22 protein-coding genes are annotated in these 25,337 nt (G+C 37.9%); 17 read left to right on the forward strand and 5 right to left on the reverse strand.

From position 1 onward, the window contains the following. Window positions 1–2: 2 nt before the first annotated feature. Together F606_RS0102635 and F606_RS0102640 are read right to left on the reverse strand one after the other, a co-directional pair. On the reverse strand, window positions 3–1,349 hold the full coding sequence (locus tag F606_RS0102635; protein ID WP_019552314.1) for a gluconate:H+ symporter: 1,347 nt from the start codon (window positions 1,347–1,349) through the stop codon (window positions 3–5). A gap of 26 nt (window positions 1,350–1,375) precedes the next feature. Further along, the gene (locus F606_RS0102640) at window positions 1,376–3,352 is read right to left on the reverse strand and encodes a YjhG/YagF family D-xylonate dehydratase (protein ID WP_019552315.1); all 1,977 of its coding nucleotides are present in this window, start codon (window positions 3,350–3,352) and stop codon (window positions 1,376–1,378) included. Window positions 3,353–3,660: 308 nt separating this feature from the next. Between F606_RS0102640 and F606_RS0102645 the strand changes: the two genes are divergently transcribed. Next, on the forward strand, window positions 3,661–4,449 hold the full coding sequence (locus F606_RS0102645; protein ID WP_019552316.1) for an IclR family transcriptional regulator: 789 nt from the start codon (window positions 3,661–3,663) through the stop codon (window positions 4,447–4,449). 102 nt (window positions 4,450–4,551) lie between these two features. Here the strand turns inward: F606_RS0102645 and F606_RS0102650 are convergent, their stop codons facing one another. Next, window positions 4,552–7,341, reverse strand: a complete 2,790-nt coding sequence (locus F606_RS0102650; RefSeq protein WP_019552317.1) for a sigma-54-dependent transcriptional regulator — start codon at window positions 7,339–7,341, stop codon at window positions 4,552–4,554. 290 nt (window positions 7,342–7,631) lie between these two features. On the opposite strand from F606_RS0102650, the gene F606_RS0102655 reads away from it, so the two are divergent. From F606_RS0102655 to F606_RS0102720, 13 genes are all read left to right on the forward strand, one after another. Further along, on the forward strand, window positions 7,632–8,093 hold the full coding sequence (locus F606_RS0102655; protein ID WP_019552318.1) for a PTS sugar transporter subunit IIA: 462 nt from the start codon (window positions 7,632–7,634) through the stop codon (window positions 8,091–8,093). 21 nt (window positions 8,094–8,114) lie between these two features. Further along, window positions 8,115–8,396 carry a PTS sugar transporter subunit IIB gene (locus F606_RS0102660; RefSeq protein WP_019552319.1) on the forward strand — a complete coding sequence of 94 codons (282 nt, stop codon included), beginning with the start codon at window positions 8,115–8,117 and terminating at the stop codon, window positions 8,394–8,396. 121 nt (window positions 8,397–8,517) lie between these two features. Beyond that, window positions 8,518–9,867 (forward strand): PTS galactitol transporter subunit IIC, encoded by a 1,350-nt coding sequence (locus F606_RS0102665; RefSeq protein WP_019552320.1) that lies wholly within the window; start codon window positions 8,518–8,520, stop codon window positions 9,865–9,867. Window positions 9,868–9,884: 17 nt separating this feature from the next. Next, the gene (locus F606_RS0102670) at window positions 9,885–10,550 is read left to right on the forward strand and encodes a class II aldolase/adducin family protein (protein ID WP_019552321.1); all 666 of its coding nucleotides are present in this window, start codon (window positions 9,885–9,887) and stop codon (window positions 10,548–10,550) included. Window positions 10,551–10,734: 184 nt separating this feature from the next. Continuing rightward, on the forward strand, window positions 10,735–11,739 hold the full coding sequence (locus F606_RS0102675) for a dihydroxyacetone kinase subunit DhaK (RefSeq protein WP_019552322.1): 1,005 nt from the start codon (window positions 10,735–10,737) through the stop codon (window positions 11,737–11,739). Window positions 11,740–11,753: 14 nt separating this feature from the next. Then, the gene (dhaL, locus tag F606_RS0102680; protein ID WP_019552323.1) at window positions 11,754–12,404 is read left to right on the forward strand and encodes a dihydroxyacetone kinase subunit DhaL; all 651 of its coding nucleotides are present in this window, start codon (window positions 11,754–11,756) and stop codon (window positions 12,402–12,404) included. A 242-nt stretch (window positions 12,405–12,646) separates the two neighbouring features. After that, window positions 12,647–13,252, forward strand: coding sequence for a P-loop nucleotide/nucleoside kinase family protein (locus F606_RS0102685; protein WP_019552324.1), 606 nt, complete (start codon window positions 12,647–12,649; stop codon window positions 13,250–13,252). 306 nt (window positions 13,253–13,558) lie between these two features. Then, window positions 13,559–15,508 (forward strand): BglG family transcription antiterminator, encoded by a 1,950-nt coding sequence (locus F606_RS0102690; RefSeq protein WP_019552325.1) that lies wholly within the window; start codon window positions 13,559–13,561, stop codon window positions 15,506–15,508. A 59-nt stretch (window positions 15,509–15,567) separates the two neighbouring features. After that, a complete protein-coding gene (locus tag F606_RS0102695; RefSeq protein ID WP_019552326.1) occupies window positions 15,568–16,032 on the forward strand; it encodes a PTS sugar transporter subunit IIA in 465 nt (154 codons plus the stop codon). A 153-nt stretch (window positions 16,033–16,185) separates the two neighbouring features. Beyond that, window positions 16,186–16,494 carry a PTS sugar transporter subunit IIB gene (locus F606_RS0102705; RefSeq protein WP_019552328.1) on the forward strand — a complete coding sequence of 103 codons (309 nt, stop codon included), beginning with the start codon at window positions 16,186–16,188 and terminating at the stop codon, window positions 16,492–16,494. 24 nt (window positions 16,495–16,518) lie between these two features. Continuing rightward, window positions 16,519–17,799 carry a PTS sugar transporter subunit IIC gene (locus F606_RS0102710; RefSeq protein WP_019552329.1) on the forward strand — a complete coding sequence of 427 codons (1,281 nt, stop codon included), beginning with the start codon at window positions 16,519–16,521 and terminating at the stop codon, window positions 17,797–17,799. 21 nt (window positions 17,800–17,820) lie between these two features. Further along, window positions 17,821–18,207 carry a tetratricopeptide repeat protein gene (locus F606_RS0102715; RefSeq protein ID WP_019552330.1) on the forward strand — a complete coding sequence of 129 codons (387 nt, stop codon included), beginning with the start codon at window positions 17,821–17,823 and terminating at the stop codon, window positions 18,205–18,207. 41 nt (window positions 18,208–18,248) lie between these two features. Further along, window positions 18,249–19,091, forward strand: coding sequence for a class II fructose-bisphosphate aldolase (locus tag F606_RS0102720; protein WP_019552331.1), 843 nt, complete (start codon window positions 18,249–18,251; stop codon window positions 19,089–19,091). Between the two features lie 115 nt (window positions 19,092–19,206). Here the strand turns inward: F606_RS0102720 and F606_RS0102725 are convergent, their stop codons facing one another. After that, window positions 19,207–19,989: a TerC family protein gene (locus F606_RS0102725; RefSeq protein WP_019552332.1), complete on the reverse strand. Its 783-nt coding sequence runs from the start codon at window positions 19,987–19,989 to the stop codon at window positions 19,207–19,209. 173 nt (window positions 19,990–20,162) lie between these two features. Next, window positions 20,163–21,002, reverse strand: a complete 840-nt coding sequence (locus tag F606_RS0102730; protein WP_019552333.1) for a helix-turn-helix domain-containing protein — start codon at window positions 21,000–21,002, stop codon at window positions 20,163–20,165. A 229-nt stretch (window positions 21,003–21,231) separates the two neighbouring features. On the opposite strand from F606_RS0102730, the gene F606_RS0102735 reads away from it, so the two are divergent. The 3 genes from F606_RS0102735 to F606_RS20390 are packed head-to-tail and all read left to right on the forward strand — an operon-like array spanning window position 21,232 to window position 25,313. Continuing rightward, window positions 21,232–23,466 carry a TonB-dependent receptor gene (locus tag F606_RS0102735; RefSeq protein ID WP_019552334.1) on the forward strand — a complete coding sequence of 745 codons (2,235 nt, stop codon included), beginning with the start codon at window positions 21,232–21,234 and terminating at the stop codon, window positions 23,464–23,466. 9 nt (window positions 23,467–23,475) lie between these two features. After that, complete coding sequence (locus F606_RS23325) at window positions 23,476–23,805, forward strand: hypothetical protein (RefSeq protein WP_019552335.1); 330 nt, start codon at window positions 23,476–23,478, stop codon at window positions 23,803–23,805. After that, window positions 23,736–25,313 (forward strand): PepSY-associated TM helix domain-containing protein, encoded by a 1,578-nt coding sequence (locus F606_RS20390; RefSeq protein ID WP_169558415.1) that lies wholly within the window; start codon window positions 23,736–23,738, stop codon window positions 25,311–25,313. The genes F606_RS23325 and F606_RS20390 overlap by 70 nt, the downstream gene beginning before the upstream one ends. The last annotated feature ends 24 nt before the right edge of the window (window positions 25,314–25,337 follow it).

Below are 25,337 nucleotides of genomic sequence, written 5' to 3' on the forward strand. Positions count from 1 at the left end.
TATTAAACAAATAAGCTCAATAGTAAAATAAATAGCAAACCAGATACGGATACAATTGTTGATAGCAACGTCCAGGTGGCAAATGTTTCTTTTAGACTCAACCCGAAATATTCTTTTACCATCCAAAATCCGGCATCGTTTACATGCGAAGCTATCGCACTGCCAGCACCCGTGGCTAGCGTTACTAATGCCAAGTTGACATGGGAAGCAGCTAGCATGGGAATAACTAAGCCGGCGGTAGAAAGAGCAGCTACTGTTGCTGACCCTAACGATACACGCAAAATTGCGGCAACAATCCAAGCAAGCAAAATGGGTGACATGGAGCTTCCTTGAAATAATAGAGCGATATAATCACCAACGCCGCCAGCAATAAGGACTTGTTTGAAAGCCCCGCCGCCACCGATAATTAAAAGCATCATTCCAATGGAAGCGATTGAGGATGAACAAGCCGCCATTACTTGTTTTATAGGAATGTTCCTGCGAATTCCCATTGTGTAAAATGCAAGGAGTAAAGATATAAGCATGGCAGTGGAAGGGTTTCCGATAAGATTTACCACTTTAAAAAAGAAACTGTCGGGCATTCCGGCTGTGTTTTTTATGATTGAAAGTATTGTTGCAAGTAACATTAAAATGACAGGGAATATTGCCGTTAACAAACTGATGCCAAAGGCAGGCGTTTCTTCTAACTTTAAAACTTTTTGTTCACCCAATGACGAAATATTACAGTCTTTCGTAAAAGCATTTGGTACAATTTTTTTGGCGAATTTCGTAAATATTGGACCTGCTAAAATCACAGATGGTATGGCAACGATAATACCATATAATAAAACAGTTCCAATATCTGCACCATATTCGCCAGCAATGACAGTCGGTCCTGGGTGCGGTGGGAGGAATGCATGTGTTGCTAATAAAGCAGAAAGCATGGGAATACCTAAATATAATGGTGAAACTTTTAATTCTTTTTCAATTGAAAAAACGATAGGGATTAATAAAACTAAACCTACTTCGAAGAACATTGCGACACCAACAATAAATGAGGAAACTACAACAGCCCATTGAATTCGTTTTTCACCAAATTTATGAATTAAAGTCAGGGCAATTCGTTTTGCTCCGCCCGAGTCAGCAATTAACTTGCCCAACATAGCGCCTAGCCCAAAGATTAAAGCAATATGACCAAGTGTTCCGCCAATCCCAGATTCAATTGTCAAAACTGTTTTTTCCATTGGTACACCTAAGGCTAAAGAGGCAATGAAAGAGATAATCAAAAGAGAAACAAAGGTATTCATTTTAAAGACAGAGATTAATACGATTAAGAGTACTACACCCAGTGCTACAATAAATAATGGCATAATAATCCTCCTGTTATTGCATATTTTTATTTTTTATCAGCTAATGCTTTTGATCCGGCAGCAAGAACTTCAATGATTTTATCTACATCATAGATACTACCCCGCCAGGTACCGCCACTTACCGATTGAAGTGCTGCCCATAATCTTGTATCATCGGGAAGATCAGGGTCGGGTTGCAGCCCAGCGTGGATTTTACGTGCGGCTAAAACATCGGCTGCAGCTTCATAAGAAAGAGGATTATTCTCCGTTCCGATAAAGTTAATGGAACCTTCAAGTCGGTTGGTATCAATGATAATTTCAATAATGTCGTTATTTTGTAATTTTCCAATTGGACCACCGATCAATGCTTCCGGACCAACATGACCAAAGCAGGCTCCTGTTGAAACACCGGAAAAACGTGCATCGGTAATGAGGGAAACATGTTTGCCAAAAGATAATTTTTTTAGTGCAGAGGTTAATTGATACGTTTCTTCCATTCCCGTTCCCATCGGACCTACACCACTTACAATCATAATATCTCCTGCTTGAATTTGTCCCCCGGTTTTAATCGCTTGAATTGCATTCTTTTCAGATGTGAAAACTTTGGCTTTGCCTGTATGCCGGAATACCCCGTCCGTATCGATAACGGATGGATCAATCGCGGTTGATTTTACGACAGAACCTTCGGGCGCAATATTGCCTATGGGGAATGTAACAGTTGAGGTTAGCCCTCTTACTTTTGCTTGGCTGGGGCTCATAATAACTTCATCATCAGCAATATGATCAATTTCAAACAGGTGCTTTTTGCACTGGGCGCGTCTTGTGGATTTTTCCCACCAATCAAGATTTGCGCCAAGGGTTTCGCCTGTAACCGTCAGAACATCCTCATGCAAAAGACCGAGCTTTCTTAAATGAAGCATAACTTCTGGAACACCTCCGGCTAAAAATACGGAGACTGTAGGATGATTAACGGGACCAATTGGCATAACACTCACTAAACGAGGGACTTTTTTATTAATTTTTGCCCAATCAGTGACGGTTGGAATTTTGCAGTTTGCCGCATGGGCAATGGCCGGAAGATGAAGCAGCAAATTTGTTGATCCACCAAAAGCTGCATGAATCACCATAGCATTTTCGATTGCTTTATCGGTGAGAATGTCTTTTGTTGTTATTTTCTGGTGTGCCATTTCTAAAGCAGCTCTGGCTGATTGTTTGGCGAGTTCTTCCCATATTGGCTGACCAGAAGGTGCTAATGCAGAGTGGGTTAATGCTAGTCCTAAGGCTTCGGCAATGACTTGAGAGGTTCCAGCTGTTCCAAAAAATTGACAGCCTCCACCGGCAGAAGCACAGGCTTTACAGCCTAGACGGGATGCATCTTCTAGGGATATTTCATTATTTGAAAATCTGGCGCCAATTGTTTGGATGGTTCCGGCATCTTCACCTTCATTTGGCTGTAAAGTGGAACCGCCAGGCACAATAATTGTTGGTAGATCATGCATAGCTGCCAGTGCCATCATCATAGCAGGCAGACCTTTGTCGCATGCTGCTACCCCAATTACGGCTTGCCGTGTTGGCAAGGACCGAATTAAACGGCGAAATACAATTGCCGCATCATTGCGATAAGGTAGGGAATCAAACATTCCAGTTGTACCTTGACTGCGACCGTCACATGGATCTGTCACATAGGCAGCATGAGGTACACCACCGGACTTTTTTATTTCTGCGGCCGCCGCGCGCATTTGCAAACCTAATTCAAAGTGACCAGTATGTAAACCTACCGCAATAGGTGTACCATCATTGTCGCGAATTCCACCTTGTGTGCTCAGCAGTAGAATATCATCACCGAGAAGCTTATCTGGATTCCAGCCCATTCCTGCATTTAAAGTCATACCGAATATATTCCCACTTGGTGAATTTTTTAATAATGATGGGGTTAATGGTAGTGAACCACGTGGACCGTTTGCATGAGTCGGAATATCATATAAAGTTGCAGATTCTTCTCCGTAAATTGTTTTCATTGACATAATAATTCCTCCAATTCAATCGTTATTTGAAAATATGAATACTCATATTATTCGTATATACAAATCTTATTTGTTTATACGAAACGTTAATTAAATATTACTATATTCTAGCGGAATGTCAAGAGAATTCTGATTAATTCGTAAATTCTGATTAACAATTTAGATTTGAACAAAAATATATAGGGAATTGTTTTTCTGTGTTACAATAAAATTAATTGCGATTTAGTTTATATAAGAAATATGTCGATAAATGTATCTATTGCTTAGCCTTATTTTTAAGGTATACAAGTAAATAAATGGAGGTCCATATGGCACATAAACCTACGGAGAGAGTACTGGATATTTTAAAGTTTTTATCAGTTACACCAAAAGGATTAACATTGACGGAACTTTCGGAAGCAAGTGCTGTACCGAAAAGCACACTATACCCTATTATGCAAACGATGTTAATTCGTAAGTTTGTTTCGCTTGACAAAAGTTCGCTAAAATATAAAATTGGTATTGCGGCTTTTTCGGTAGGGTTGTCTTATTCAAAAAATAAATATATATTAGATTTTATAAAAAAAATCATGGTGAATATTGTTTCTCAAATAAATGAAACTTGCCAAATGGGTATATTAGATGAAAATAATGTAGTCTATATATTACGTGAAGACCCCGTAAAAGAAAGTGGATTTCGGTTGGTTTCACATATTGGAACGCGAATACCGGCTTATTGTACTGCACTGGGAAAGGCTTTATTGAGCGAATATGAAATTGAAAAAATAAAAGAGCTTTATCCAGCTGGATTAAAAGCCGTTACGAAAAAGACAGTAACCGATTTTGCTGTATTAGAAGATCAACTAAAAACCATTCGTAAAACGCAGATAGCAAAAGAGTTTGAAGAAGTGACGGAATTTTTATGCTGCTTTGCCGTTCCTTTGATTTCAAGCGGAAAAACGTTTGCGGCGATTAGCATAAGTATTCCGAGCTTTAGAGCGAATGAAGAAAAAATAAATTTGGCGACTGCATTATTATTACAAGCAAAAGAACAAATTGCCGCAACAAGTTTAAATATTGATGCGGACTCTGTTAATAACTTTAGGCTCAATGACTAGGTGGTATTCCAATCAAAAAGCTCTGCAAAATTTTGCAGAGCTTTTTGATTGGAGTTTTTCAGCAGCGAGCTATTTTATATTTGTATTCAGTTGAATAATTAATTATGCATGAACTTCTATTAATTTTATAATATAACAGACTTCATCGTCATTAATTTGTATATCATAGCTTTTTTCTAGCGAAGTTATAGCCTTACGAATGATTGGGAAAATGACAAGGTGGTCTTGTTTGAATTGGCGAATATTTTCAAAATAAATGGCATCTCTGTGAATACAACGATCGAGCATACAACCAAGATGAACAGTGAAATCCAACAGTTGTTCATCATTTTTTGAGGAATACTGTATGTCGTTGATGAAGGTTTTTATGTGTTTGATTGCAACTTTGGGGTTGATATACTTTACATATTTTTCTAATAGCAAGCACGCTTTATCGTAAACATCGTTGATTTTAAATAGGGTTAATTCTTCTTGCGGTGATGCTGGTAAACTCGCATTGAGCAAGGTCCAGAATTTTTTTCGACCAGATTCTTCCATAAGTTGACCAATAGGAAAATAGGGGATATCAAGTTCTGGGTCGATATTGCCTATGGCAGCAATGAAATTATGTGTTGCTTGTAGTTTAGAATAATCTTTTTTGACATCAAGATAATTTGTGACGATGATATCAAAAATTTGACGATACTTTTTTTGCAGGGTATTTTCTAGAATATCTTTTACCATTTTACTGGCTCCTTCACCGGTTATACAAACAGAAAGGATAGCAAGTTTCCGATTGGTAGTAACAGGCAGAAAGTTATTGCTTAGGATAGAGTTGTAAATGTCATCTAATTCATCTGTTTTGTATAATACTTTGCGTAATAATTCAAGCGCTAGCGGGGTAGAAATTGATTCTACTACGCTGACCTGTATACCCGTTTCTTTTGTAAGGCGTTTGCCAAAATCAACGAGTGATCCCATATCAACTAACAGAAGTATGCCTCGGCCACGATGAACAGAAATGGCCATACTACGGAATTTTTTGAAGGTTTCGTCAATAGTAGCGGATAATGGCATATCGATAGCTTTTAACCAGGCTGTATTCAATAATGCATTGGCAACAGCCGCCATGCTTGAGGCTGTCGAGTTACCGTGGCAGATAATAATAATACCAATATAGTTTTTGACCACTGCATCAAGTTTGTTTTGGGATAGGAGTAAGGCTAAAAAGCCCTGTTCATAGGCTGGAATCAAAGTATGAAATGTTTTTTCGAGTTTTTTTATGATGGCTTGTGATACTTGGAATTCTTTGAGATGTTCGACTTGAACTTTGGATAACTGTGGTGTTGGCATAATTGGATTGGTATTCAATCGCTTTAATAAGGCATGAATATGAAAACAAAGACCGAAAATAAATTTATCTTTAAACTTTGTCGCTAGTTGATGCTCAGCAAACTCGACAAGTTTGACCGCAGTATCAACAATTTCTTGCGGAATAACTTTATAAAGAGTTTGTATATTGGACTGCGTTGTGTGAATATTTTTTAAAATGCAGCTAAAATATTCGTCGACATCTTTTTTTAATACTTCGTGAATTGTATCATTATTAAGTCCTTGGTGACGTAAATCTGTTAGTTTCGTTGACATTTGATCATAAATATCATTGTTAAGCAGCTCAAACGGATAATCATTTTTTTCTTTATCCGGGGAGATCACGATGTTTTCCGAGAACATGCTAAGATAATGTTTTGTTTCGCTGTCCAATTTTTCTAAATGGAACATACCTTCTTTGATATCCTTGTTTAGTAAAGAAAAATCGATATAGATTGTTTGATTATCCTGTAGATATTGCAGAAATGCATTCGCGCAAAGCAACTTGATTTCGGAGCGCAATTGTCCAATATTGCCAGTCTTGAACGTGTAAATAGCGAGAGCTTTTAAAACTTCTGGTGCTAGCGTTATCGAGCGGTTTAAGTTTATGGATTCATACTTAAAAAAATGATCGACAATTTCAATGCGTTCGAAGATCGGTTTTTGATTGAATGTCGGAAGATTTATTGTAACAGGGATACGACGTTTGAAAGTTGTCAGCAACGTATTATCTGGATTTTCGGTTGTAGCGGCAATAATTAAAAGATTCGCTTTGCGCCTGGAAGAACTTTCACCTAAACGATTGTATTCACCTTTATCCATTAGATAAAATAACATTTCTTGACCATCAGGTGGTAAGCGATGGATTTCGTCGAGAAAGAGGATGCCATTATTTGCTTTTTCCACTAGACCGACCTTATCTTGGTTGGCTCCCGTAAAAGCGTTTTTGGTATGCCCGAACAGTTGAGAGAGTAATAACTGGGGATTATTGAAATAATCAGCACAGTTGAATGTAATAAACGGGAATTCGTCTGATTTTTTTTTATGTATATGCAGACCATAGGCATGCATGGCAGCCGCAAATGTAGTTTTACCAACACCACTGGCTCCAAGGAGTAGCGTATGTAAACCATTTGGTGGATAAACGATGGCAGCTTTTGCTTGGCTAATTTGATTGGCTAGACTTCCATTGTTACCTAAAAGATGACTAAAAGGATCATCATTGGAAGAGTTTGCCTGCAAAATGGTAATGAGTTCATTTAATGTATAGGTTTCTTTGTTTTTAGGAGAATGGTCTTGGCAAAAAATCTGAAAATTTTTCTTGGTGATGAATGTAACGGGGCGGCTGTTGATTTTGATGAGCTGTCCTTTTTTGTGCAGCTGGTTCAATATAGTACTGGCATTGTTACGGACGATACCGAGTGCTTGCTGAATATCCTCGGCTTGAATTCCCAGCGTTTTGTTATCTTGTAGAGATTGAAGCAGCATTGTATAAGAACAGTTTTTTTCGATAAAATCAAGAACTAAATCAGAACTTTTCATAAAACAGGCTCCTTATAATAAAATTTTGTATTATTTATTTTAACTTAATATAAAGAACAGAAAATTTCAAATATTATTTTCAGATACTGCATACTATTTAGTGAAATTACCAAAAAAATCCGGTAAAAATTATGCAGTTTTCAAATAAAATAGTTTAGTGCATAAAAACAGAAAATTCAAACGAATTATATGGGATAAAGGTGTATGCACTAGATTGGCACGGAATTTGCAATTATATTAAGTGTCATGTGAGGTTTATTTAAAAGTTTTATAAAAAAAGGAGGTTTTAGATGATGGCATCACTTTTACATGAAGAGCTTGTTTTGCTGAATTATCAAGCAGACAATGCAGAAACACTACTTAAAGAATTAGCTATAATTTTACACCAGCAGGGATATGTTAAGGACAGCTATATACAAGCTATTCTTGCTAGGGAAAAAGAATTCCCTACTGGGTTGAATACGCCTGGGGTAAAATTGGCGATGCCCCATGCAGCACCAAAGCATGTTTATAAAGAGGCAATATTGGTGGCTAAACTGGCTCAGCCGGTTATGTTTAAAGAAATGGGGAATAGTGGAAAAGATGTGGAGGCAAGTCTTATTTTTATGTTGGCAGTACAAGATCCCAAAAATCATTTGGATGCGCTAAGTAAACTAATGTCTATTTTTTCGCAAAAAGAAAAATTACTGGAGGTGTATAATACTGTCGATAAAAAACGATTAATAGAAAAATTAAATGCAGTTTTAAATTGATTAAAAAGGAGTGTACGTAAAATGAAAAGAATTTATGTGGCTTGTGGTTCCGGGGTTGCTACATCACAGACGGTGGCATCTAAAATTAGTAGTATGTGTGAGGATGAAGGGCTGGATGTCGCCATTGAAGCAGTAGATATTAAATCATTGGAAAACATTATTGATCAATGTGATATATATGTTTCCATTGTTTCTAATGAAGCAAATATTTTTGATAAACCAACCGTTAGTGGAATTCCGTTTTTGACAGGGATTGGTATGGATGATGAATGGGAAAAATTAAAGAGTTTTATTGAATTATAAAAAAAGAGCCCTCTCGAAAAGAGAGGGATGATCCTAAAATATACTGGATCAAATATAAACACATTTTGATTATAACATATATTTAAAATTTATAGATAAAAAAGTGAGGTGCCTTAAAATCATGGATGCTATATTGAATTATATATTAGGGCTCGGAGCCGCAATCTTTTTACCAGTAATTATGATTATTCTTGGTCTATGCATGGGTATGAAAGTCAAAAAAGCTATAACTGCGGGTGTGACATTGGGGATTGCGTTTACAGGTATGAACGTAGTTTTAGGCTTTATGTTTGATGCTATCAGTCCAGCAGCGAAAGCATTAGTTGAAATGACGGGGATACAGCTAACCGCAATTGATGTTGGCTGGGCACCAATTGCTTCGATTGCATGGGCTTGGCCTTATGCTGTCTTAATGTTTCCTTTTCAGATTGCAATAAACTTAATTATGCTTGCTTTGAATCGGACAAATTGTTTAAATGTAGATTTATGGAATGTATGGGGAAAAATTTTTATAGCTTCTATGGTAACGTATGTTTCCGGTAGTTTAATTTTTGGCTTTATTGCCGCAGGAATTCAAGTTATTCTGGAACTTTTAAATGGAGATTTGATACAAAAACAATTATATCAGTTTACTAAAATACCAGGTGTCACTTGTACCCATCCAATGTTTTTGCAGACACCGGTACTTTGTGCCTTTAATCGTATTCTTGATTTTATTCCTGGAATTAATAAAATTAATTTAGATTCTAAAGGGCTAAAAGATAAGTTGGGGATTTTTGGAGAAAACAGTGTTATGGGGTTGCTTGTTGGTGCACTTATTGCTGGAATCGGCGGTTATGATTTTAAAGGTATTGCAACAACAGCTATTCAGGTTGCTACGGCAATGGTTTTATTTCCGATGGTTGCAAAGTTATTTATGCAGGCGTTGGCACCTATCGCTGATGCTGCCAGTACTTTTATGAAAAACAAATTTAAGGGAAGAGAATTTTATATTGGTTTGGATTGGCCGTTTATTGCTGGACAATCAGAAGTGTGGGTTGCCGCAATTATTATTGTCCCAGTCGAATTACTACTGGCGATTGTCATGAGTCAAATGGGACTTAATAATTTGATTCCACTGGCCTCCATTATTAATGTGGCGGTTACAGTGCCAGCACTTATTGCAGGAAACGGAAATTTACTTAGAATGATCCTAATTTCGATTATGGCAACACCGATTTATCTATTAGTTGCGACCAGTTTTGCTCCAGTAATGACAAAAATGGCGATAGCAACCAATGCGCTGCAAGTTCAATCTGGACAATTTATTGGTTGGCTTGCATTTGAAGCACCTGAACTTAGATGGGGTTTGGCACATGCATTTAATGGAGAAGTAACGGGAATTGCTGTAATTATAGTGCTAGCATTGGCATTTGTTTGGTATTTTAAAAGTATGACAGCTATTAATAAAACGTTGGATGATAAAAAATAATTTAGGAGGATATTCAGATGTTAGATAATTTAAAACAAGAAGTTGTAAAGTATGCATTAGAAGCAGACTGTTCAGGGTTGTGTAAACATAGATCTGGCAACTTTAGTATGCGTGATCCTAAAACAGGGTATGTATGCATTACACCAACAGGGGTTGACCGAGCGGAATTAAGCTACCATGATATTGTTGTGGTGGATCTGGATGCTAAGGTCATTGAAGCAGAGACTGGCCTTAGACCGACGAGTGAAACGCTTATGCATTTGGCCGCATATAAAATGCGACAAGATGTAAATGCAGTGGCACATACACATTCTAGATTTGCTACATCCTTTTCCATCCTAAAGAAGCCCATTCCAGCGATTGTATATGAAGTTGCTAACCTTGGCTGTAAAAATGGCTATATTCCAGTAGCTGATTATGGTCGACCGGGAACGCCGGAATTGGCTGAAAGGACGGTTGCTCAGCTGCAGATTTCTGATGTCGTTTTAATGGAAAGTCATGGCGTAATTGCTGTTGATGCGGATATAAAAGAAGCCTTGTTAAAGGCCCATTATGTAGAAGAAATGGCGGAAATTTATTATCGGACACTTACGTTGACCGGTGGGGTAGAGCCTCATACTGTGCCACTGGAGGAATTGCAGAAATGGGAATACCCAAAAGAGATTCAATTACTATCTAAATAAGCATACTCTATAGAACGCATTAAAGAAATTACATTCAGTCTATCAGTCTGCCAGAAATGGGGTATAGGGCATCGTTTACTTCCTACGTAACGCCACTCAACCCTATACCCCAGTCCTGCGATTGCCATATAAAATGTTTAATGCCGTATATATAGTATTTTTTATAAAATTGGAGGTATGGAATATGAAAAAACTCATTAATAGGGCGGAAGATTTCGCTCGAGAAACCATAGAAGGGATTGTTTTAGCTCATCCAGAGAGTTTGAAAATGTTGAATGAAAATCACCATTGTGTGGTGCGGGCTGATGAAAAAAAACAAGGCAAGGTGGCAATTGCAACCGGAGGCGGATCGGGTCATTTACCTTTGTTTTTAGGGTATGTAGGCAAGGGCTTGGCGGATGGGGTGAGCGTGGGAAATGTATTTGCCTCACCGAGTGCGGAAGTCATGCATGAGGTCGATAAGGCTATTCACGCTGGTGCGGGTGTATTGCATCTCTATGGAAATTATGGTGGTGATATCATGAATTTTGGGATGGCGGCAGACCTTGCGGAAATGGAAGATATTGAAGTTACCGAGGTATTGGGGTGTGATGATGTAGCTTCAGCACCAAACGGCAAAGAAAGTAAACGCCGTGGTGTGGCAGGCTTGCTATTTGCTTATAAGATTGCTGGTGCGGCCGCTGAAGACATGCTTTCCTTAGCTGAAGTAACCCGTGTCGCACAAAAGACGGTTGATAATACGAGAACGATGGGAGTTGGTCTTACACCATGTATTGTCCCTGAAGCTGGCAAAGCTACGTTCAGTATTGGTGAAGATGAAATGGAAATTGGTATGGGAATTCATGGCGAACCAGGAATTAATCGTACGAAGCTAAAGCCTATAGATGAAGTTGTTGCAGAAATAATGAATAAGATTCTTGCTGATTTGTCATTTGATGATGGCAGTGAAGTGTCTGTGCTGATCAATGGATTAGGTGGAACTCCCAAAGAAGAACTATATATTGCTTATCGTCAGGTTTATAAGATTTTACAAGGAAAAGGTATCAAAATTTATCGTAAATATATAGGCGAATATGCGACTTCCTTGGAAATGGCAGGTATGTCAGTCAGCTTATTGAGACTTGATAATGAATTGAAAAAATATATAGACAAACCATGTTATTCACCATTTTTTGAACAATCTCGCTAATGGAGGAAACTGTTATGGAAAAAATAACAAAAGCGGCATTAAAAATTATTTTAAAACATATCATGGATGTCATGGAAGAGGAAAAACAATTTCTTATTGAATTGGATGGTTCTATGGGGGATGGGGATTTAGGACTCACCATGTGTTCTGGATTTCAAGTGGTATATAAGGAAATAGATAATATCGAGGATGAAGATTTAGGTAAAGTAATTATGAAGCTTGGCATGAAAATGAATGCAACCGTTCCATCAACGATGGGGACTTTGATTTCAACTTGCTTTGTGAAAGCAGCACCAAAAGCTAAAGGGAAGACAGAACTTACTTTGCAGGATTTTGCAGCTATGGGTAGAGCTGGAGTAGCTGCAATTATGGTGAGGGGGAAAAGTAAGGCTGGAGACAAAACCATGCTGGATGCTTTGCTTCCAGCGGTAGAAGCTTTAGAATTTGCAGTTATTGCCGGTAAGACAATGAAATTAGGGCAGCAAGATGCTTTAGCAGCGGCTGAAATCGGTGTAGAAAAAACAAAGGCAATGCAGTCTGTACATGGACGAGCAGCGTATTATGCGGAAAAATCAATTGGCAAGCAAGATCCAGGGGCTACGGCGGTTATGTTTATTATTAAAGGAATTGTGAGAGCCTGTGAGGAATTGAATAAAAATCACTAGATCTAGTGACAACTGTGAAAATATATTTGAATAAGTGATTGGGGCTATTATGAAATATGTAAAACCTCCAAATGAATTCTACCAGATTCATTTTGGAGGTTTTTACTGTATGCAGCTAGGGCGTCGATTGGTTTGTATTCCAATACTATTGACAATATATAATGTGACTTGTTATATTGTTTATGGATGTATTCATGACGTGGCTCTTAAATTTATTTGCTATAGAATAGGAGCAGCATGAAATGAAAAAGACCTTAGTTTTATTAGCGGGATATCCAGGAACGGGAAAGTCTTATTTTTGTAGTATGATTTTGAAGCTGGAAAAACGGTTTTTTGTTTTATCACCAGATGAAATTAAAGAAAAATTTTGGGATGAATATGGTTTTGATAATGAAACGGAAAAACAAAATGATATTGCGATGAGTTGGCAATATTATTATAAAAAAATGGAAGAATGCATGCAGGCTGATATTTCGATTATTTCGGATTATCCTTTTAGCATTAAACAGAAGGCGGCATTGCAGGAACGAATAGAAAAATATGGTTATCAGGTTGTGACAATACGGTTATTGGCCGATTTAGATATATTGTTTGAACGACAGAAAAAAAGGGATTTGGATGATCAGCGTCATTTGGGACATATTTTGAGTGCTTATCATAAGGGTGATGTTTTAAAAAATCGTTATAAGGCAGATTCATTGGTCACTCGTGCTGAATTTGTGAATCGTTGCCGGACGCGAGGGTATGATACTTTTTGTTTGGGCTATTTAATTGAGTTGAATGTAAGTGACTTTAGCCAAGTTGATTATTCAGGCGCAATGGAAAAGCTCGCACTGCTTATAAAATAAAATTCTTGTGTAAGCTAAGCGAAATGGTATGGCTGCATGGTGGAAAAATGGATAGATTTTTAATAGATAGTACGCTCTCTTTGAGGGAACAGTCGAAATATGGCTGCTTTTTCATAGAGAGCGTTTTGTTTTAGAATTTTATATATAAGGAGATAGATGCTGGTGCATAAGCATGAAATCATAATTTTTATAGCTAAGCTAATCGTGGTACTTAGGCATTGTATTTCCGCAAGGGCGGAAATACAATGCCTAGGAAACCTGAAAAAGGAATTGTATAATACAAACATAGCAAGAAGGAGAGACATTATGAATACATCCAACAAGAGAATATTGAAAATAATCAAAATATTTGATGCAAGTAAAAAATTATTGGATAGTAGTAAATTAGCGCTTTTATTAGGTGTAAGTTCCAGAACAGTGCGTAGTGATATGAAAGAAGTCAATTCACTTTTGAAAAATTATGGGGCCGTAATTCAATCTGAAACTGGGTTGGGATATTTATTAAAAATAACGGATGCGAAAAAGTATCAGGAGTTTAAAGGACAACATCTCAATTTCAGAAAAGCGGATTACGTTACGGATCAAATTGTGCCAACAGATCATAATGATCGTATATTTTTTATCATTACAAAACTACTGACCTTCTCGCTTCATCAGAAAATTGTCAATCAGCTGGAACTTGCTGACGAATTGTTTATTAGTTTATCAACACTGAAGTCTTACTGGAAAGATATCAAAAAAAGTCTGGCTAGATTTAATCTGCAGCTTGTTGCGGATCGATCAAATGGTGTAAGAATTGAGGGCGATGAGGCCCAGATCCGTCATTGCATATCAGAATATATTTTCAATAAAGATGATTTGGTAGATTTGGAAAACAATAAATTTTATGCCAATGTTTTTTCGATAGAAGAAGTTGAAACTGTAACGGATATTTTGCTCAAAGTTATTTCAAAGTACAATATTTATTTAACGGATACTGCTTTTAGAGGCTTGATTGTTCATATCGTGATTGTCTTAAAAAGGGCTGATATTAAAAATACCCTTGAATATAGTTGCGATGAGATGAAAGAACTTAGTAAGACTCTTGATTTTGTTGTTGCGAATGAAATTACGCAGGAAATAGCAGAAAAAATGTGTGTGGATATTAGCGATGAAGTTTTTTATCTTACCAAGCATTTTATGTCGAGCAAAAAATTCATGAAAGATGGAAGTAATGCCGATAAGGGTGAATATAAGGGTCTTATTGAAAATATCTTAGCGACGATCAAGTGTGATATTGGAATTGATTTTTCGGCAGATGAAGAGTTATTATCAGGGCTTACGATTCATTTAGGCGCAGCGGTAAATCGTTTGAAGTTTAATATGAATATTCGAAATGATATTTTAGCGACCGTTAAAAAAAGTTATCCATTAGCTTTTGAAATCGCTATTGCGGCCAGTAAAGTTATGGAAAAAGCAGAAAATCTCAAGACGAATGAAAATGAAATTGGTTTTTTGGCCGTTCATTTTGGTGCAGCGCTTGAAAGAAATAGTTGTAAAGAAAAAACGGCTATTGTGGTTTGTGGAGCCGGAGCGGCAACGGCAATGCTATTAAAAAGTAAGCTGCAGCGCCGCTTTGGCGGATACCTTCAAATCGTAAAGATCTGTCCATCGTATGCCATTACCGAAGAACTGGCTAAAACTGTAAATTATATATTTACAACAGTACCACTTAAAAATATTATTTCGACAAAAGTGATTCAAGTAGATCCAATTCTTACAGAAGAAGATTTGGAGGTTTTGAATCAGGTGATTACAACCGACAGCGACGGCGGGAATACTATACGATATAATGACTTTTTTAAACGCGATTTATTTTTCCCGAAATTAGCAGCGTATTCAAAATTTGAGGTTTTGGATAAGCTGACTAATAGAATGATTCGAGAGGGTTATATCGATGAAAAGGTAAAAAAATCTATTTTCGACAGAGAACGTATGGCATCAACAGAGCTGGGGGGGCTTATTGCAATTCCCCATGCACTGGAAAATAATATGGAACAGCCATCCATTGCAATTGCTATATTAGAAAATCAGATTGTTTGGGATGCAGAGAAAGTACAAGTTGTTTTTCTGATCAGTATATCGAAAACAAAATATGATATATGGGAACCTGTTTTTAAAAAAATTTATCGTTATTTTGTAATGAACATGGGAGTCAATGATCTTATTCGAGAACCGGATTTCGATATTCTTATGAAAAATTTATCAATGGCATAAAAATATTTCTGACGCAGCCGAAGCGTTAGCGAAAAATCCTTTATATTGGGGTGTTAGGTATGATTCATGATGTGATGCAGGATAGTCATATTTTACTAAATATGAGTCCAAAAGATTGGCAAGAAAGCATCCGCTTAGTGGCACAGCCGCTACTTAAAGAAAAATATATTACGCAAAATTATATTGAGGCAATGGTTGATGCGGTTAAACAATATGGTGCTTATATCGTTGTCGGAAAAGGCGTGGCACTTGCCCATGCGAGACCTGAAGAAGGTGTTCAAAAGTTAGGGCTTAGTGTGATGACGTTAAAAGAACCAATTGCTTTCGGAAATCAAGAAAATGATCCTGTAAAACTGATATTTTGCCTGGCCGCCATTGATTCGAAGGCTCATTTGGATATTATGCGTTCTATCGTTCATATAATTAATGAGAATTGGAAAGTAAATGAAATTGTGGCACAAAAAAATTTAATGGATTTTAAAAAAACACTGGAAAAAATTGAAGAAAATAGTAAAAGTGACTAACTTGTAAAGAGCACAGCCTTGTTAATGACGATTAGCAAGGCATATGTTGAAAAATCAGTTTGATAATAATTGTTGCAAAATTGTGAAAATACAAGCAAAAAATATATTGGATGCGATTCAGCTGAATATTAAAATAAATAGGAGTGTGTTGAAATGAAAAAGAAAATAAAGATTTTAATGGTTTGCGGGGCAGGTCTTGGAAGTAGTTTTGCTTGTCAGATGAGCGTGGAAGATGTTTTGAATAAATTAGGGGTGGAAGCTGATTTAGATCATTGTGATATTTCATCAGCAGTATCAATGCATCCAGATCTTATTCTGACAGCATCTAATTTCAAATCACAGTTTGAAAATTTTACGATAAATCCAGCGGAAACAAACATTATTTATTTGACGAACATTGTTGGTAAAAAAGAAATCGAAGAAAAACTGGTACCTATATTGAAAGAAAAAGGCATTATGTAAAAGAAGAAAGAGGGGGTTTTTTCTATGGGTGTTATCAATTTCATAATCAATAATATTTTGACGCAGGCTGGCATTACGTTGGCACTGATAGCCTTGCTTGGACTCGTATTGCAGAGAAAATCAATCGGGCAGACAATCGCCGGTACATTTAAAACTTTACTGGGATTTCAGGTGTTGTCCGCAGGTTCAGCGATCATCGTTGCTAGTTTGATCTATTTTGGTAAGATATTTACACAAGGATTCCATATGCAGGGAATTATTCCTTCCATTGAAGCAATTAATGGACAGGCCATGAATGAACTTGGTTTGGGCAGTCCCATTGCATTTACGTTTCTAGCTATTTTTGTTGCCAATATTATTATTGCCCGTTTCACAAAATGGAAATATGTATTTTTAACGGGGCAGGCTATTTTATGGATGGCTACGATGTGTACGATATTTGGGTATTTTGCTGGACTTAGAGGTTTTATGCTGGTTGCTGTTGGTGGGGTTGTTGGTGGGATCTTTGCTGTAGCAATGCCTGCAATGGCACAGCCAATTGTTCGTAAGATTACTGGTAATAATGATATTGCCTTAGGTCATTTTTGCACCATTGGATATTTATTTGAAGCGGGTGTTGCTAAACTTGTTGGTAACCCTGAACAATCTGTAGAAAAGATTAACCTTCCGAAGGCTTTTGAATTTTTACAGGATACGTATTTGTCTGTTATGGTCATTATGGTTCCGCTTTATATAATTACAGCTTTTTTTGCTGGTGAGGAATTTTGTCAACCGATTGCAGGAAATACAAATTATTTGGTACATTCATTTTTACAGGCCATTCAATTTGTTGTAGGTGTTTATGTATTACTCGCGGGTGTTCGTTTAATCTTAGGAGAAATCGTTCCGGCTTTTCGCGGCATTGCTATGAAAATTGTTCCAGATGCTATTCCAGCACTGGATTGTCCGGTACTTTTCCCCTTCTCTCCGAATGCTGTTATCGTGGGGTTTGTGACGACAACAATCGGTACGGTCATTGCAATGTTCGTTTTGCCAAGTTTTGGTTTGGCGATGATCTTGCCGGGGATGCTCACGAACTTTTTTGCCGGCGGTACCGCGGGAATTTTCGGCAATGCTGTTGGCGGTAAACGAGGTGCGATTATCGGCGGGATTGCCCACGGTTTCTTTATTACCCTGCTGCCAGCCTTGCTTGTGACAATTTTTAATACATTAGGTTTTGTTAATGCGACGGCAACGGATGTTGATACGATTTCGGCAGCGTTATTGTATGCATGGATTATAATGCCGCTTATGACTTTGCTGTAATGTAATAAGGGGGACTTGAAAATGTTCTTTTGGAATAACAATAAAAAAAAGCAAGAAGTACCTGTAATTGAAATGGTTGAAGTGGCAGATATAGAAAAATTGAAAGAAAAAATAGAAAGTTTAGAAACCGATTTAACAGCAGCGTTGGGAAAAGACAGAATCGTTTGCCTCAATGCTTTAGGGAGTGCGTGTATGGAGATAAAAGATACAGAGAAAGCGATTCGTTACTATGAAATGAGTCTGGAAGAAGATACAGTTTTTAGTAAAGCCTGTACGGATCTTATGAGTCTGTACAATATTAAACGTCGGGAAGCCGCTGTGGCAAAAGATGATGAGCAGCTTCAATTATATTTAAATAAAATAGATAATTTGATGCAAACTACAAAAACCATTATGCGTAAAGTATGAAGGTAGTGAGTTAGTCAGGATCTACGAGAGGATGACAGTATATGTACAAGACATTAACAGAAGTTTTAGAGCAGGCAGAAAAATTTAATTTTACAGTAGGGTCCTTTAATATGCACAACATGGAAATGCTGCCTGCCATGATTATGGCAGCGAAGGAAATGGGATCACCGATTATCATTCAAACGAGTGCTGGAACAGCTAAATATATAGGCTATGGTGTTATAGCGAGTGTATGTAAATACATGGCAGATTATGAAGATGTGGATGTGGTACTGCATCTTGATCATGCAGCGAAATTTGATGATATTCGCACGGCGATTGAAGCTGGGTACAGTTCCGTAATGTTTGACGGGTCAGCCCTGCCGTTCAAAGAAAATATTCTTCGTACAAGAGCGGTTGTTGAATATGCTCATAAACGAGGGGTATCGGTAGAGGCAGAACTCGGAACGATTGGCGGAACAGAAGAAGGTGTTCACGTAAGTGCAGAAAACATGGTTTATACCGATCCGAAAGCTGCCAAAATTTTTGTTGAAGCGACAGGAATAGATGCTCTTGCAGTAGGTGTTGGGACCAACCATGGACAATATAAATCAAAGACAGAACTTAATTTTCCATTACTAAAAGAAATTAATGAAACCATTGATACACCATTGGTCATCCATGGTGGAACGGGCGTAAAAGAAGAAGATATCCATCAGTGTACAAATTATGGTGTTCGAAAATTTAATGTAGGGACAGAACTTCTGGTGGGCTGGACCGAAGCGGCTCAAAAAATGTTTGGACAGACAAAGGTTAATGCCTCACTTCGCAATAATATAGTTCCCTGCAACGATGTTGTTAAGGATGTAATCAAAAGAAAGATCGGTATATTTTTAAATTTATAAAAATCAAAAATAGATCGTTTTTGAAATTCTATAAAACTGAAGCCCAGCCTGTTTTATCTTTAAAAATAAAGCAGGCTGGGCTTCGGTATTTTATGCTTGGCGGTATTTAAACTATTTACGAATCGGTTGAAGAAGTACTCTCTGATTTTATTTTATCGTTTGATATTTCGAGGTGTGGTTGATGAAGTTTGACCGGATTACTCTTCCTGATTTTCATGTTTAATATTTCAATCATGATTGAGAAGCCCATTGCGAAATAGATATATCCTTTTGGAATATGCATATCAAGACCGTCACCAATAAGTGCTATGCCTATTAAAAGTAAAAAACTTAAGGCCAGCATCTTGATAGTTGGGTGCTGTTCCACAAATATACTGATTTTTTCGGAAAATACCATCATAAAAACAACAGCAATGATAACTGCCGCAATCATGATACCCAATTGTTGTGCCATACCTAATGCGGTAATGATTGAGTCAAGCGAAAAAACAACATCCAAAAGCAATATCTGAAAAATCACAGATTTGAAGGTTGCTCCAACGCGATTAGGTGCAGCCATCTCCTCTCCTTCCAGCTTTTCGTGGATTTCCATGGTGCTTTTCCATATCAGAAACAATCCACCGATAATAAGAATCAAATCACGTCCGGAAATTTCATTGCCAACGACAGTAAATAGTGGGATGGTAAGTCCCATCAACCAAGTAAATGAAAAAAGCAGTGCTATGCGTATAAACATTGCCAGTCCCAGCCCGACGCGTCGGGCTTTGGTTTGGAGATGATAGGGGAGCTTACTTGCTTGAATTGAGATGAAAATTACATTATCAATTCCGAGTACAATTTCCAGTGTAGTTAGGGTCACCAATGCTATCCAGGCCTGTGGATCAGTCAACCATTCCATTGCGTCATCTCCTCATAATAATGAATTATGTGAATCATCCAAACAAAGTTTTCCATTGCGGCAATTGTATATACTTTCTATATTACTACAAATGTAGTTGATGCGAAATGATGTTTGTAATAAAGAAAAAAAATCAGTATGGCAGATGCCCACTGCAATGCTAGCGGAAACAATTATAGCTCGTGGCATGTTCGTATGGGGACTGATTTTTTACAGGCACCGGGAGTCTGACCAGTTCTTTTTTTAAACAATCGACTGAAATAATATGGATCAGTGTAACCCACGCAGTGTGAAACTTCTGCTACCGAATATTGCTGTCGGTAAAGCAATTCCTCTGCTCGCTGAATTCTCAAGCTAATAATATATTGATTAGGGCTTATACCCTTAAATTTACGAAATAAATAGGTGAACTGCTTACCTCCTAGACCATAATTTTCTGCGATGGCTGGTATGGTCAAGTTTTTTGTATAGTGCAAGTCTATGAATTTTATGGCTTCTTGGATTAAAAGCCGACTTTTTTCATTATCAGTATCTAATTTTTTCGGTAGAATTTCCGTCCAGATATTTGACAATAATGCCTGCGCCTTTTGGTTAGTAAACTGTGCAGGGATAGAGCATTGCATATAAAATTGCAATAAAAGATCATAAAGATGCGGCGTAAAAGAGATGTCACTTTCATAATGGGAATTGGCATAATGCAGGACGGGGAGGTTGTCTTCACGGTCGTATTGTATGATTATATAGTCCCAATAATCCGGACCAATGACCTCTTTATCTAGGTGCATGTTTGGTGCAAAATGAAATATTTTCCCCGGCTCCATTTCATATAGAACTTTATCAAAATGCATGTTTGCTCGTCCACACAAAGGAATGAGCAAACCGTACGCTGGGGGCGTTTTTGCTCCCAAATATTTACTGCCAGGAGCGACTACATTTCGTTGAACGCGTAAGACTTGGAAAACAGCTTGTCTGTAATAGTTTATAACTTGTTTTATATCGAGTATTTTGCGCATCAGATCATAGACTCCTTTTTAAAAACGATAATCATTATCAATTTATCAAAAAATAGAATTATTGTCAACTAAATGTCGAAAATAAAAAATTTTTTATAGCATTACTTTGCTGATTTGGAAAATATGCAGGTGTTTTGAGGAAAAAATCCATTTACATTACCAATGTATATTGTTAAAATAGCGACATACTAACTGGTGATAATTATTATCATTGAGAGGAGAACTTATATTGAATAGATTGTCAAAACATAAAAAAAAAGTTTTATATGCATTAGTGGGCAGCAGCTTAGTATTGCAAACACCTGCAGTTGTATATGCAGATGAAACGGAGACTGCGGCTGAAACTGTGCAGCAAAGCAGCGACAGCAAAGAAATTAGGCAGAAAAAAGCATCGGAAAATGAATTTTCCTTTGAGGGAATCACTGTTTTTGCAAAACGTGAAGAAAAGAAAAAAGATGCGGAAGATACATATGTGGGCGGGAAACTTTCGAAAAAAGCCAATGTCGGAATTTTAGGTAGTGCCGATATTTTTTCGATTCCATTTAATATTACGAGCTATACAGCCCAAGAAATTGAATCGAAACAAGCAAGAACGCTTTCGGATATTTTGCTTGACGATTCATCCGTACGATTTACGACATCGAGTGGACATATGAATGAAAACTATACCATTCGTGGATTTGATGTTACAGCAGATGACCTGAGTTTGAATGGTCTATATGGTCTTGCTCCATCGGGCCATGTGCCAACGGAATTTATCGATCGAGTCGAAGTTTTAAAAGGGCCGAGTGCACTTTTAAATGGTACGCCGCCAGGGGGATCGGTGGGCGGTACAGTAAATATTGTTACGAAAAAAGCCGGGGCAGAGTCTGTTACGCGTCTTACGACGGATTATGCATCAGGTTCACAGATGGGGCTGCATTTGGATCTGGGGCGACGTTTTGGAAAAGTAAAAGAATGGGGGATTCGTCTAAACGCTGCAACGCGCGATGGGCAAACTGGTGTTGACGGGCAAAAGAAAGAGCGGGCGTTTGGCTCAGTTAATGTCGATTATCAAGGGCAAAATTGGCGAATGTATCTCGATGCATTTGATAATGAAGAAAAATTCAAAAATGGTTCTTCGATGATGGTGAATTTCAAAAATTCTGTTACAGCAATTCCCGATGCACCGGAGGGGTCGGTTAATGCTTTCAAAGGTGCCAACGCAAGTCTCGAAAATAAAGGTGCAATGCTGCGCGGTGAATATGATCTTAGTAAGAATTTGACAGCATATGCTGGTATTGGCTACCTTAAAAATACATATGAAGGTTTTATAAACTCAACACATGCTAGAAGCGTTGATTCAGATGGTAATTATACTGGCTATACTACATATATCAACGGATATTCGAATAATGTATCAGCTGAAGCTGGTCTGCGCCAGAGCTTTAAAACCGGAATGGTAAATCATAAAATGGTTCTGAGTGCTACCCGCCTAGAGATAGAGAGCGGGTCGGCTTACACCGAAAGTGCACGCTATGCGTCCAATATCTATCATCCGGTTATCCCACTGCTTGCTGCAGTTGCATCAAATGCACCCAAAACGGCAGAAAGTACCCTGAACAGTATTGCTTTTGCGGATACTTTGTCTTTTGGCGGAGATAAATACAATCTGACATTAGGTGTACGCAACCAGATGATTGAAAGTAAAAATTACAATCGTTCCACAGGAGCAATGACAGCTTCTTACAATAAAAATGCCCTAACTCCGGCGATTGCATTTGTTTTTAAACCATGGGATAAACCAGTTTCTTTTTATGCAAATTATATCGAAGGTTTAAGCAAAGGCAGTACGGTTACCGATACGACGGCAGCGAATTATGGTGATGTATTTGCACCATTTAAAACAAAACAAGCAGAAGTTGGCGTGAAGTGGGAAAATGGAACATTTGCTAATACTTTGAGCTTTTTCCAAATTAATAAACCAAGTCTTTTGAAAGACAGTTTAAGCAATACCTATAATGAATCTGGAAAACAGCAAAATCGTGGGATTGAATGGAGTGCTTTTGGCAAACTAAATAACGAAGTGTCCATTTTAGGTGGTATCACCTATATGCGTGGAGTGCAAACTCATACGCAAAGTGGAACCAATGATGGAAAAACAGCGTATGGAGTTCCGGCTTGGCAAGCAAATGTTAGTTTCGAATATGCCGTACCACATGTGCAAGGTTTGAGTTTTGATACACGCCTGGTTTATACAGGATCGCAGTATACAAACAATAATAATACAGCGAAAATTCCTTCCTGGATGCGATTCGATGCCGGGATGCAGTATAAAACATCACTGCAGGGAAATCCGACTACGCTGCGCTTTAGCGTGGAAAATCTAACAAATAAAAATTATTGGTCAGGCTTGTTTAGAGAAGATTATTTGACGATAGGCAATGGACGTACATATAAGTTATCGATGTCAATTGATTTGTAAGGTGGCTTTATGCAGATAAAAAGAATAAAGACAGAATGGGTCTGTGTGGAAGAGCTTCTCTTTCACACAAGCCCTGTACTTGTGATGTTTATGCGGTTTTTAGCTGCAATAGCAGGTGGTATAAGTTTGACGTATTTTATGGAAAAGATCTTGTCACTTGCCAATCTATTCGGAGCCTTGGAGACGATTTTTCTTTGCGAGTGGCTTGCCCCCATTTTTTATGTACTCGGGTCATGGTATGCATTTTCGATTGTAAACGTGGCGTTGGTATGGAGGAATTTTTTATTCGTTACGCTCGTCGGCAGATTGATTGTCGGTGGATTTTATTTGTTTCAGTGAAGGAGGTTATCGAGACGATGCGTGATTTTCACACGTGGGGTGGTCTTTTTTTTGGTTGGCTGTTGTTTATCGTATTTTTTACGGGAACATTGTCTGTTTTTGCACCTGAAATTACCTATTGGATGACGCCCGAAGCACGCGTGGCGGCAGTTAATCATGGACAGGCTCTGCAAGCAGCTGAAAAAGCCTTACAGGAAAATGCCCCTGATGCAGATATGTGGTTTGTGATTTTGCCGCAAGGACGGACAAAATCACTGAAAATTTCCTGGCAAAAGAATGGACAGAAATTTGAGCGGTACGTACATCCCAAAACAGGTGAAACGTTAAACGTTCGCCAAACGAAAGGGGGCGAATTCTTCGCAGAATTTCATTACCAGTTGCACCATGAGCCACTTGGAATCTGGATTGTTAGCATCGCTGGTGGGATGATGGTCATGGCGATTTTTTCAGGTATTGCAATTCGAAAAAAGGTGATCTTTGATTTTTTTTCTTTTCGTTGGCGAAAGACTTTTTTTAGTATTCATACAATGAGTGGAGTACTGACGTTGCCATTTGTCGTGATCATTACCTATACGGGGCTTGTTATGACCTTTACAGAAGTGATGCCTGTTGCGCTGCATACGTTTTATAAAAATGAAGGTGGTTTTTGGACGGAATTTCTACAAAGTGTGGAGCGACCGAAAAGTCATGTATGGGCGAAATTATATCCACTAGCAGAACTTTTACCAGTGGCGGAACAAGAACTAGGTGAAGGGCAGTTGGCATTTGTTCAGATCAAGCAGCCAAATACAGAAAATGCAGTTATTCATTTTATGCGGCGTGTAGATGATCGGATGCTGGCCATTACAGACCGTGCTAGTTTTGATGGTGTAACGGGGCAATGGCTTATTACAAAAAATACATGGGATACGCAGGCTACAATTGTTCGGTCGATGGTTGGACTTCATATCGCAAAGTTTGGCGGCTATCCAATGGCTTGGGGATATTTTTTATTTGGACTGATTAGCAGCGGTATGATTGCTACTGGCTTGGTTTTTTTCACAATAAAGCGCCGATTACTATATGAAAGAGCAAGCGCTGGAACACAAAATTTTTTCAAAAAAGTTGAGTCTTTTAATATTGCGGTAGTTTGTGGTTGTATCGTAGCTGTCAGTGCCTATTTTTGGGCAAATCGACTATTGCCACTATCACTGAATGGACGCGAAGATATGGAAGTGGGGATTTTTTTTCTTGCTTGGGGAATCATGGTGTTTCATGCTTTTTGGCGATCGGTTAAAGTGGCGTGGGTCGAGCAATTAAAAATTAGTGCCACTTTATTTTTTGTATTGCCATTTTTTAGTGTCTGGAAAACTTCGGAAAAATTTTGGTACCTACTTTCTACAGGAGAATGGATGAGCATCGCGGTAGAACTGGTTTTTTTCTTGGCGGCGATTGTTTTATGGGCAGCAGCACATAAATTAAATAAACAATGGAAATTGAATCATAAAAATACGTTTCTTTCCGAATAACAAAGGACGCATGCCTGGATTTTT

Origin of the sequence: Propionispira raffinosivorans DSM 20765 (assembly GCF_000381065.1) — a bacterium.
Taxonomy (GTDB): domain Bacteria; phylum Bacillota; class Negativicutes; order Selenomonadales; family Selenomonadaceae; genus Propionispira; species Propionispira raffinosivorans.

Coding starts and splice junctions, on each gene's coding strand:
- F606_RS0102690 (WP_019552325.1), top strand. CDS start 13,559: ATGAATACATCCAACAAGAGAATATTGAAAATAATCAAAATATTTGAT.
- F606_RS0102685 (WP_019552324.1), top strand. CDS start 12,647: ATGAAAAAGACCTTAGTTTTATTAGCGGGATATCCAGGAACGGGAAAG.
- F606_RS0102640 (WP_019552315.1), bottom strand. CDS start 3,352: ATGTCAATGAAAACAATTTACGGAGAAGAATCTGCAACTTTATATGAT.
- F606_RS0102655 (WP_019552318.1), top strand. CDS start 7,632: ATGATGGCATCACTTTTACATGAAGAGCTTGTTTTGCTGAATTATCAA.
- dhaL (WP_019552323.1), top strand. CDS start 11,754: ATGGAAAAAATAACAAAAGCGGCATTAAAAATTATTTTAAAACATATC.
- F606_RS0102635 (WP_019552314.1), bottom strand. CDS start 1,349: ATGCCATTATTTATTGTAGCACTGGGTGTAGTACTCTTAATCGTATTA.
- F606_RS0102650 (WP_019552317.1), bottom strand. CDS start 7,341: ATGAAAAGTTCTGATTTAGTTCTTGATTTTATCGAAAAAAACTGTTCT.
- F606_RS0102720 (WP_019552331.1), top strand. CDS start 18,249: ATGTACAAGACATTAACAGAAGTTTTAGAGCAGGCAGAAAAATTTAAT.
- F606_RS0102710 (WP_019552329.1), top strand. CDS start 16,519: ATGGGTGTTATCAATTTCATAATCAATAATATTTTGACGCAGGCTGGC.
- F606_RS0102665 (WP_019552320.1), top strand. CDS start 8,518: ATGGATGCTATATTGAATTATATATTAGGGCTCGGAGCCGCAATCTTT.
- F606_RS0102660 (WP_019552319.1), top strand. CDS start 8,115: ATGAAAAGAATTTATGTGGCTTGTGGTTCCGGGGTTGCTACATCACAG.
- F606_RS20390 (WP_169558415.1), top strand. CDS start 23,736: ATGGAGGAATTTTTTATTCGTTACGCTCGTCGGCAGATTGATTGTCGG.
- F606_RS0102670 (WP_019552321.1), top strand. CDS start 9,885: ATGTTAGATAATTTAAAACAAGAAGTTGTAAAGTATGCATTAGAAGCA.
- F606_RS23325 (WP_019552335.1), top strand. CDS start 23,476: ATGCAGATAAAAAGAATAAAGACAGAATGGGTCTGTGTGGAAGAGCTT.
- F606_RS0102725 (WP_019552332.1), bottom strand. CDS start 19,989: ATGGAATGGTTGACTGATCCACAGGCCTGGATAGCATTGGTGACCCTA.
- F606_RS0102695 (WP_019552326.1), top strand. CDS start 15,568: ATGATTCATGATGTGATGCAGGATAGTCATATTTTACTAAATATGAGT.
- F606_RS0102675 (WP_019552322.1), top strand. CDS start 10,735: ATGAAAAAACTCATTAATAGGGCGGAAGATTTCGCTCGAGAAACCATA.
- F606_RS0102645 (WP_019552316.1), top strand. CDS start 3,661: ATGGCACATAAACCTACGGAGAGAGTACTGGATATTTTAAAGTTTTTA.
- F606_RS0102715 (WP_019552330.1), top strand. CDS start 17,821: ATGTTCTTTTGGAATAACAATAAAAAAAAGCAAGAAGTACCTGTAATT.
- F606_RS0102705 (WP_019552328.1), top strand. CDS start 16,186: ATGAAAAAGAAAATAAAGATTTTAATGGTTTGCGGGGCAGGTCTTGGA.
- F606_RS0102730 (WP_019552333.1), bottom strand. CDS start 21,002: ATGCGCAAAATACTCGATATAAAACAAGTTATAAACTATTACAGACAA.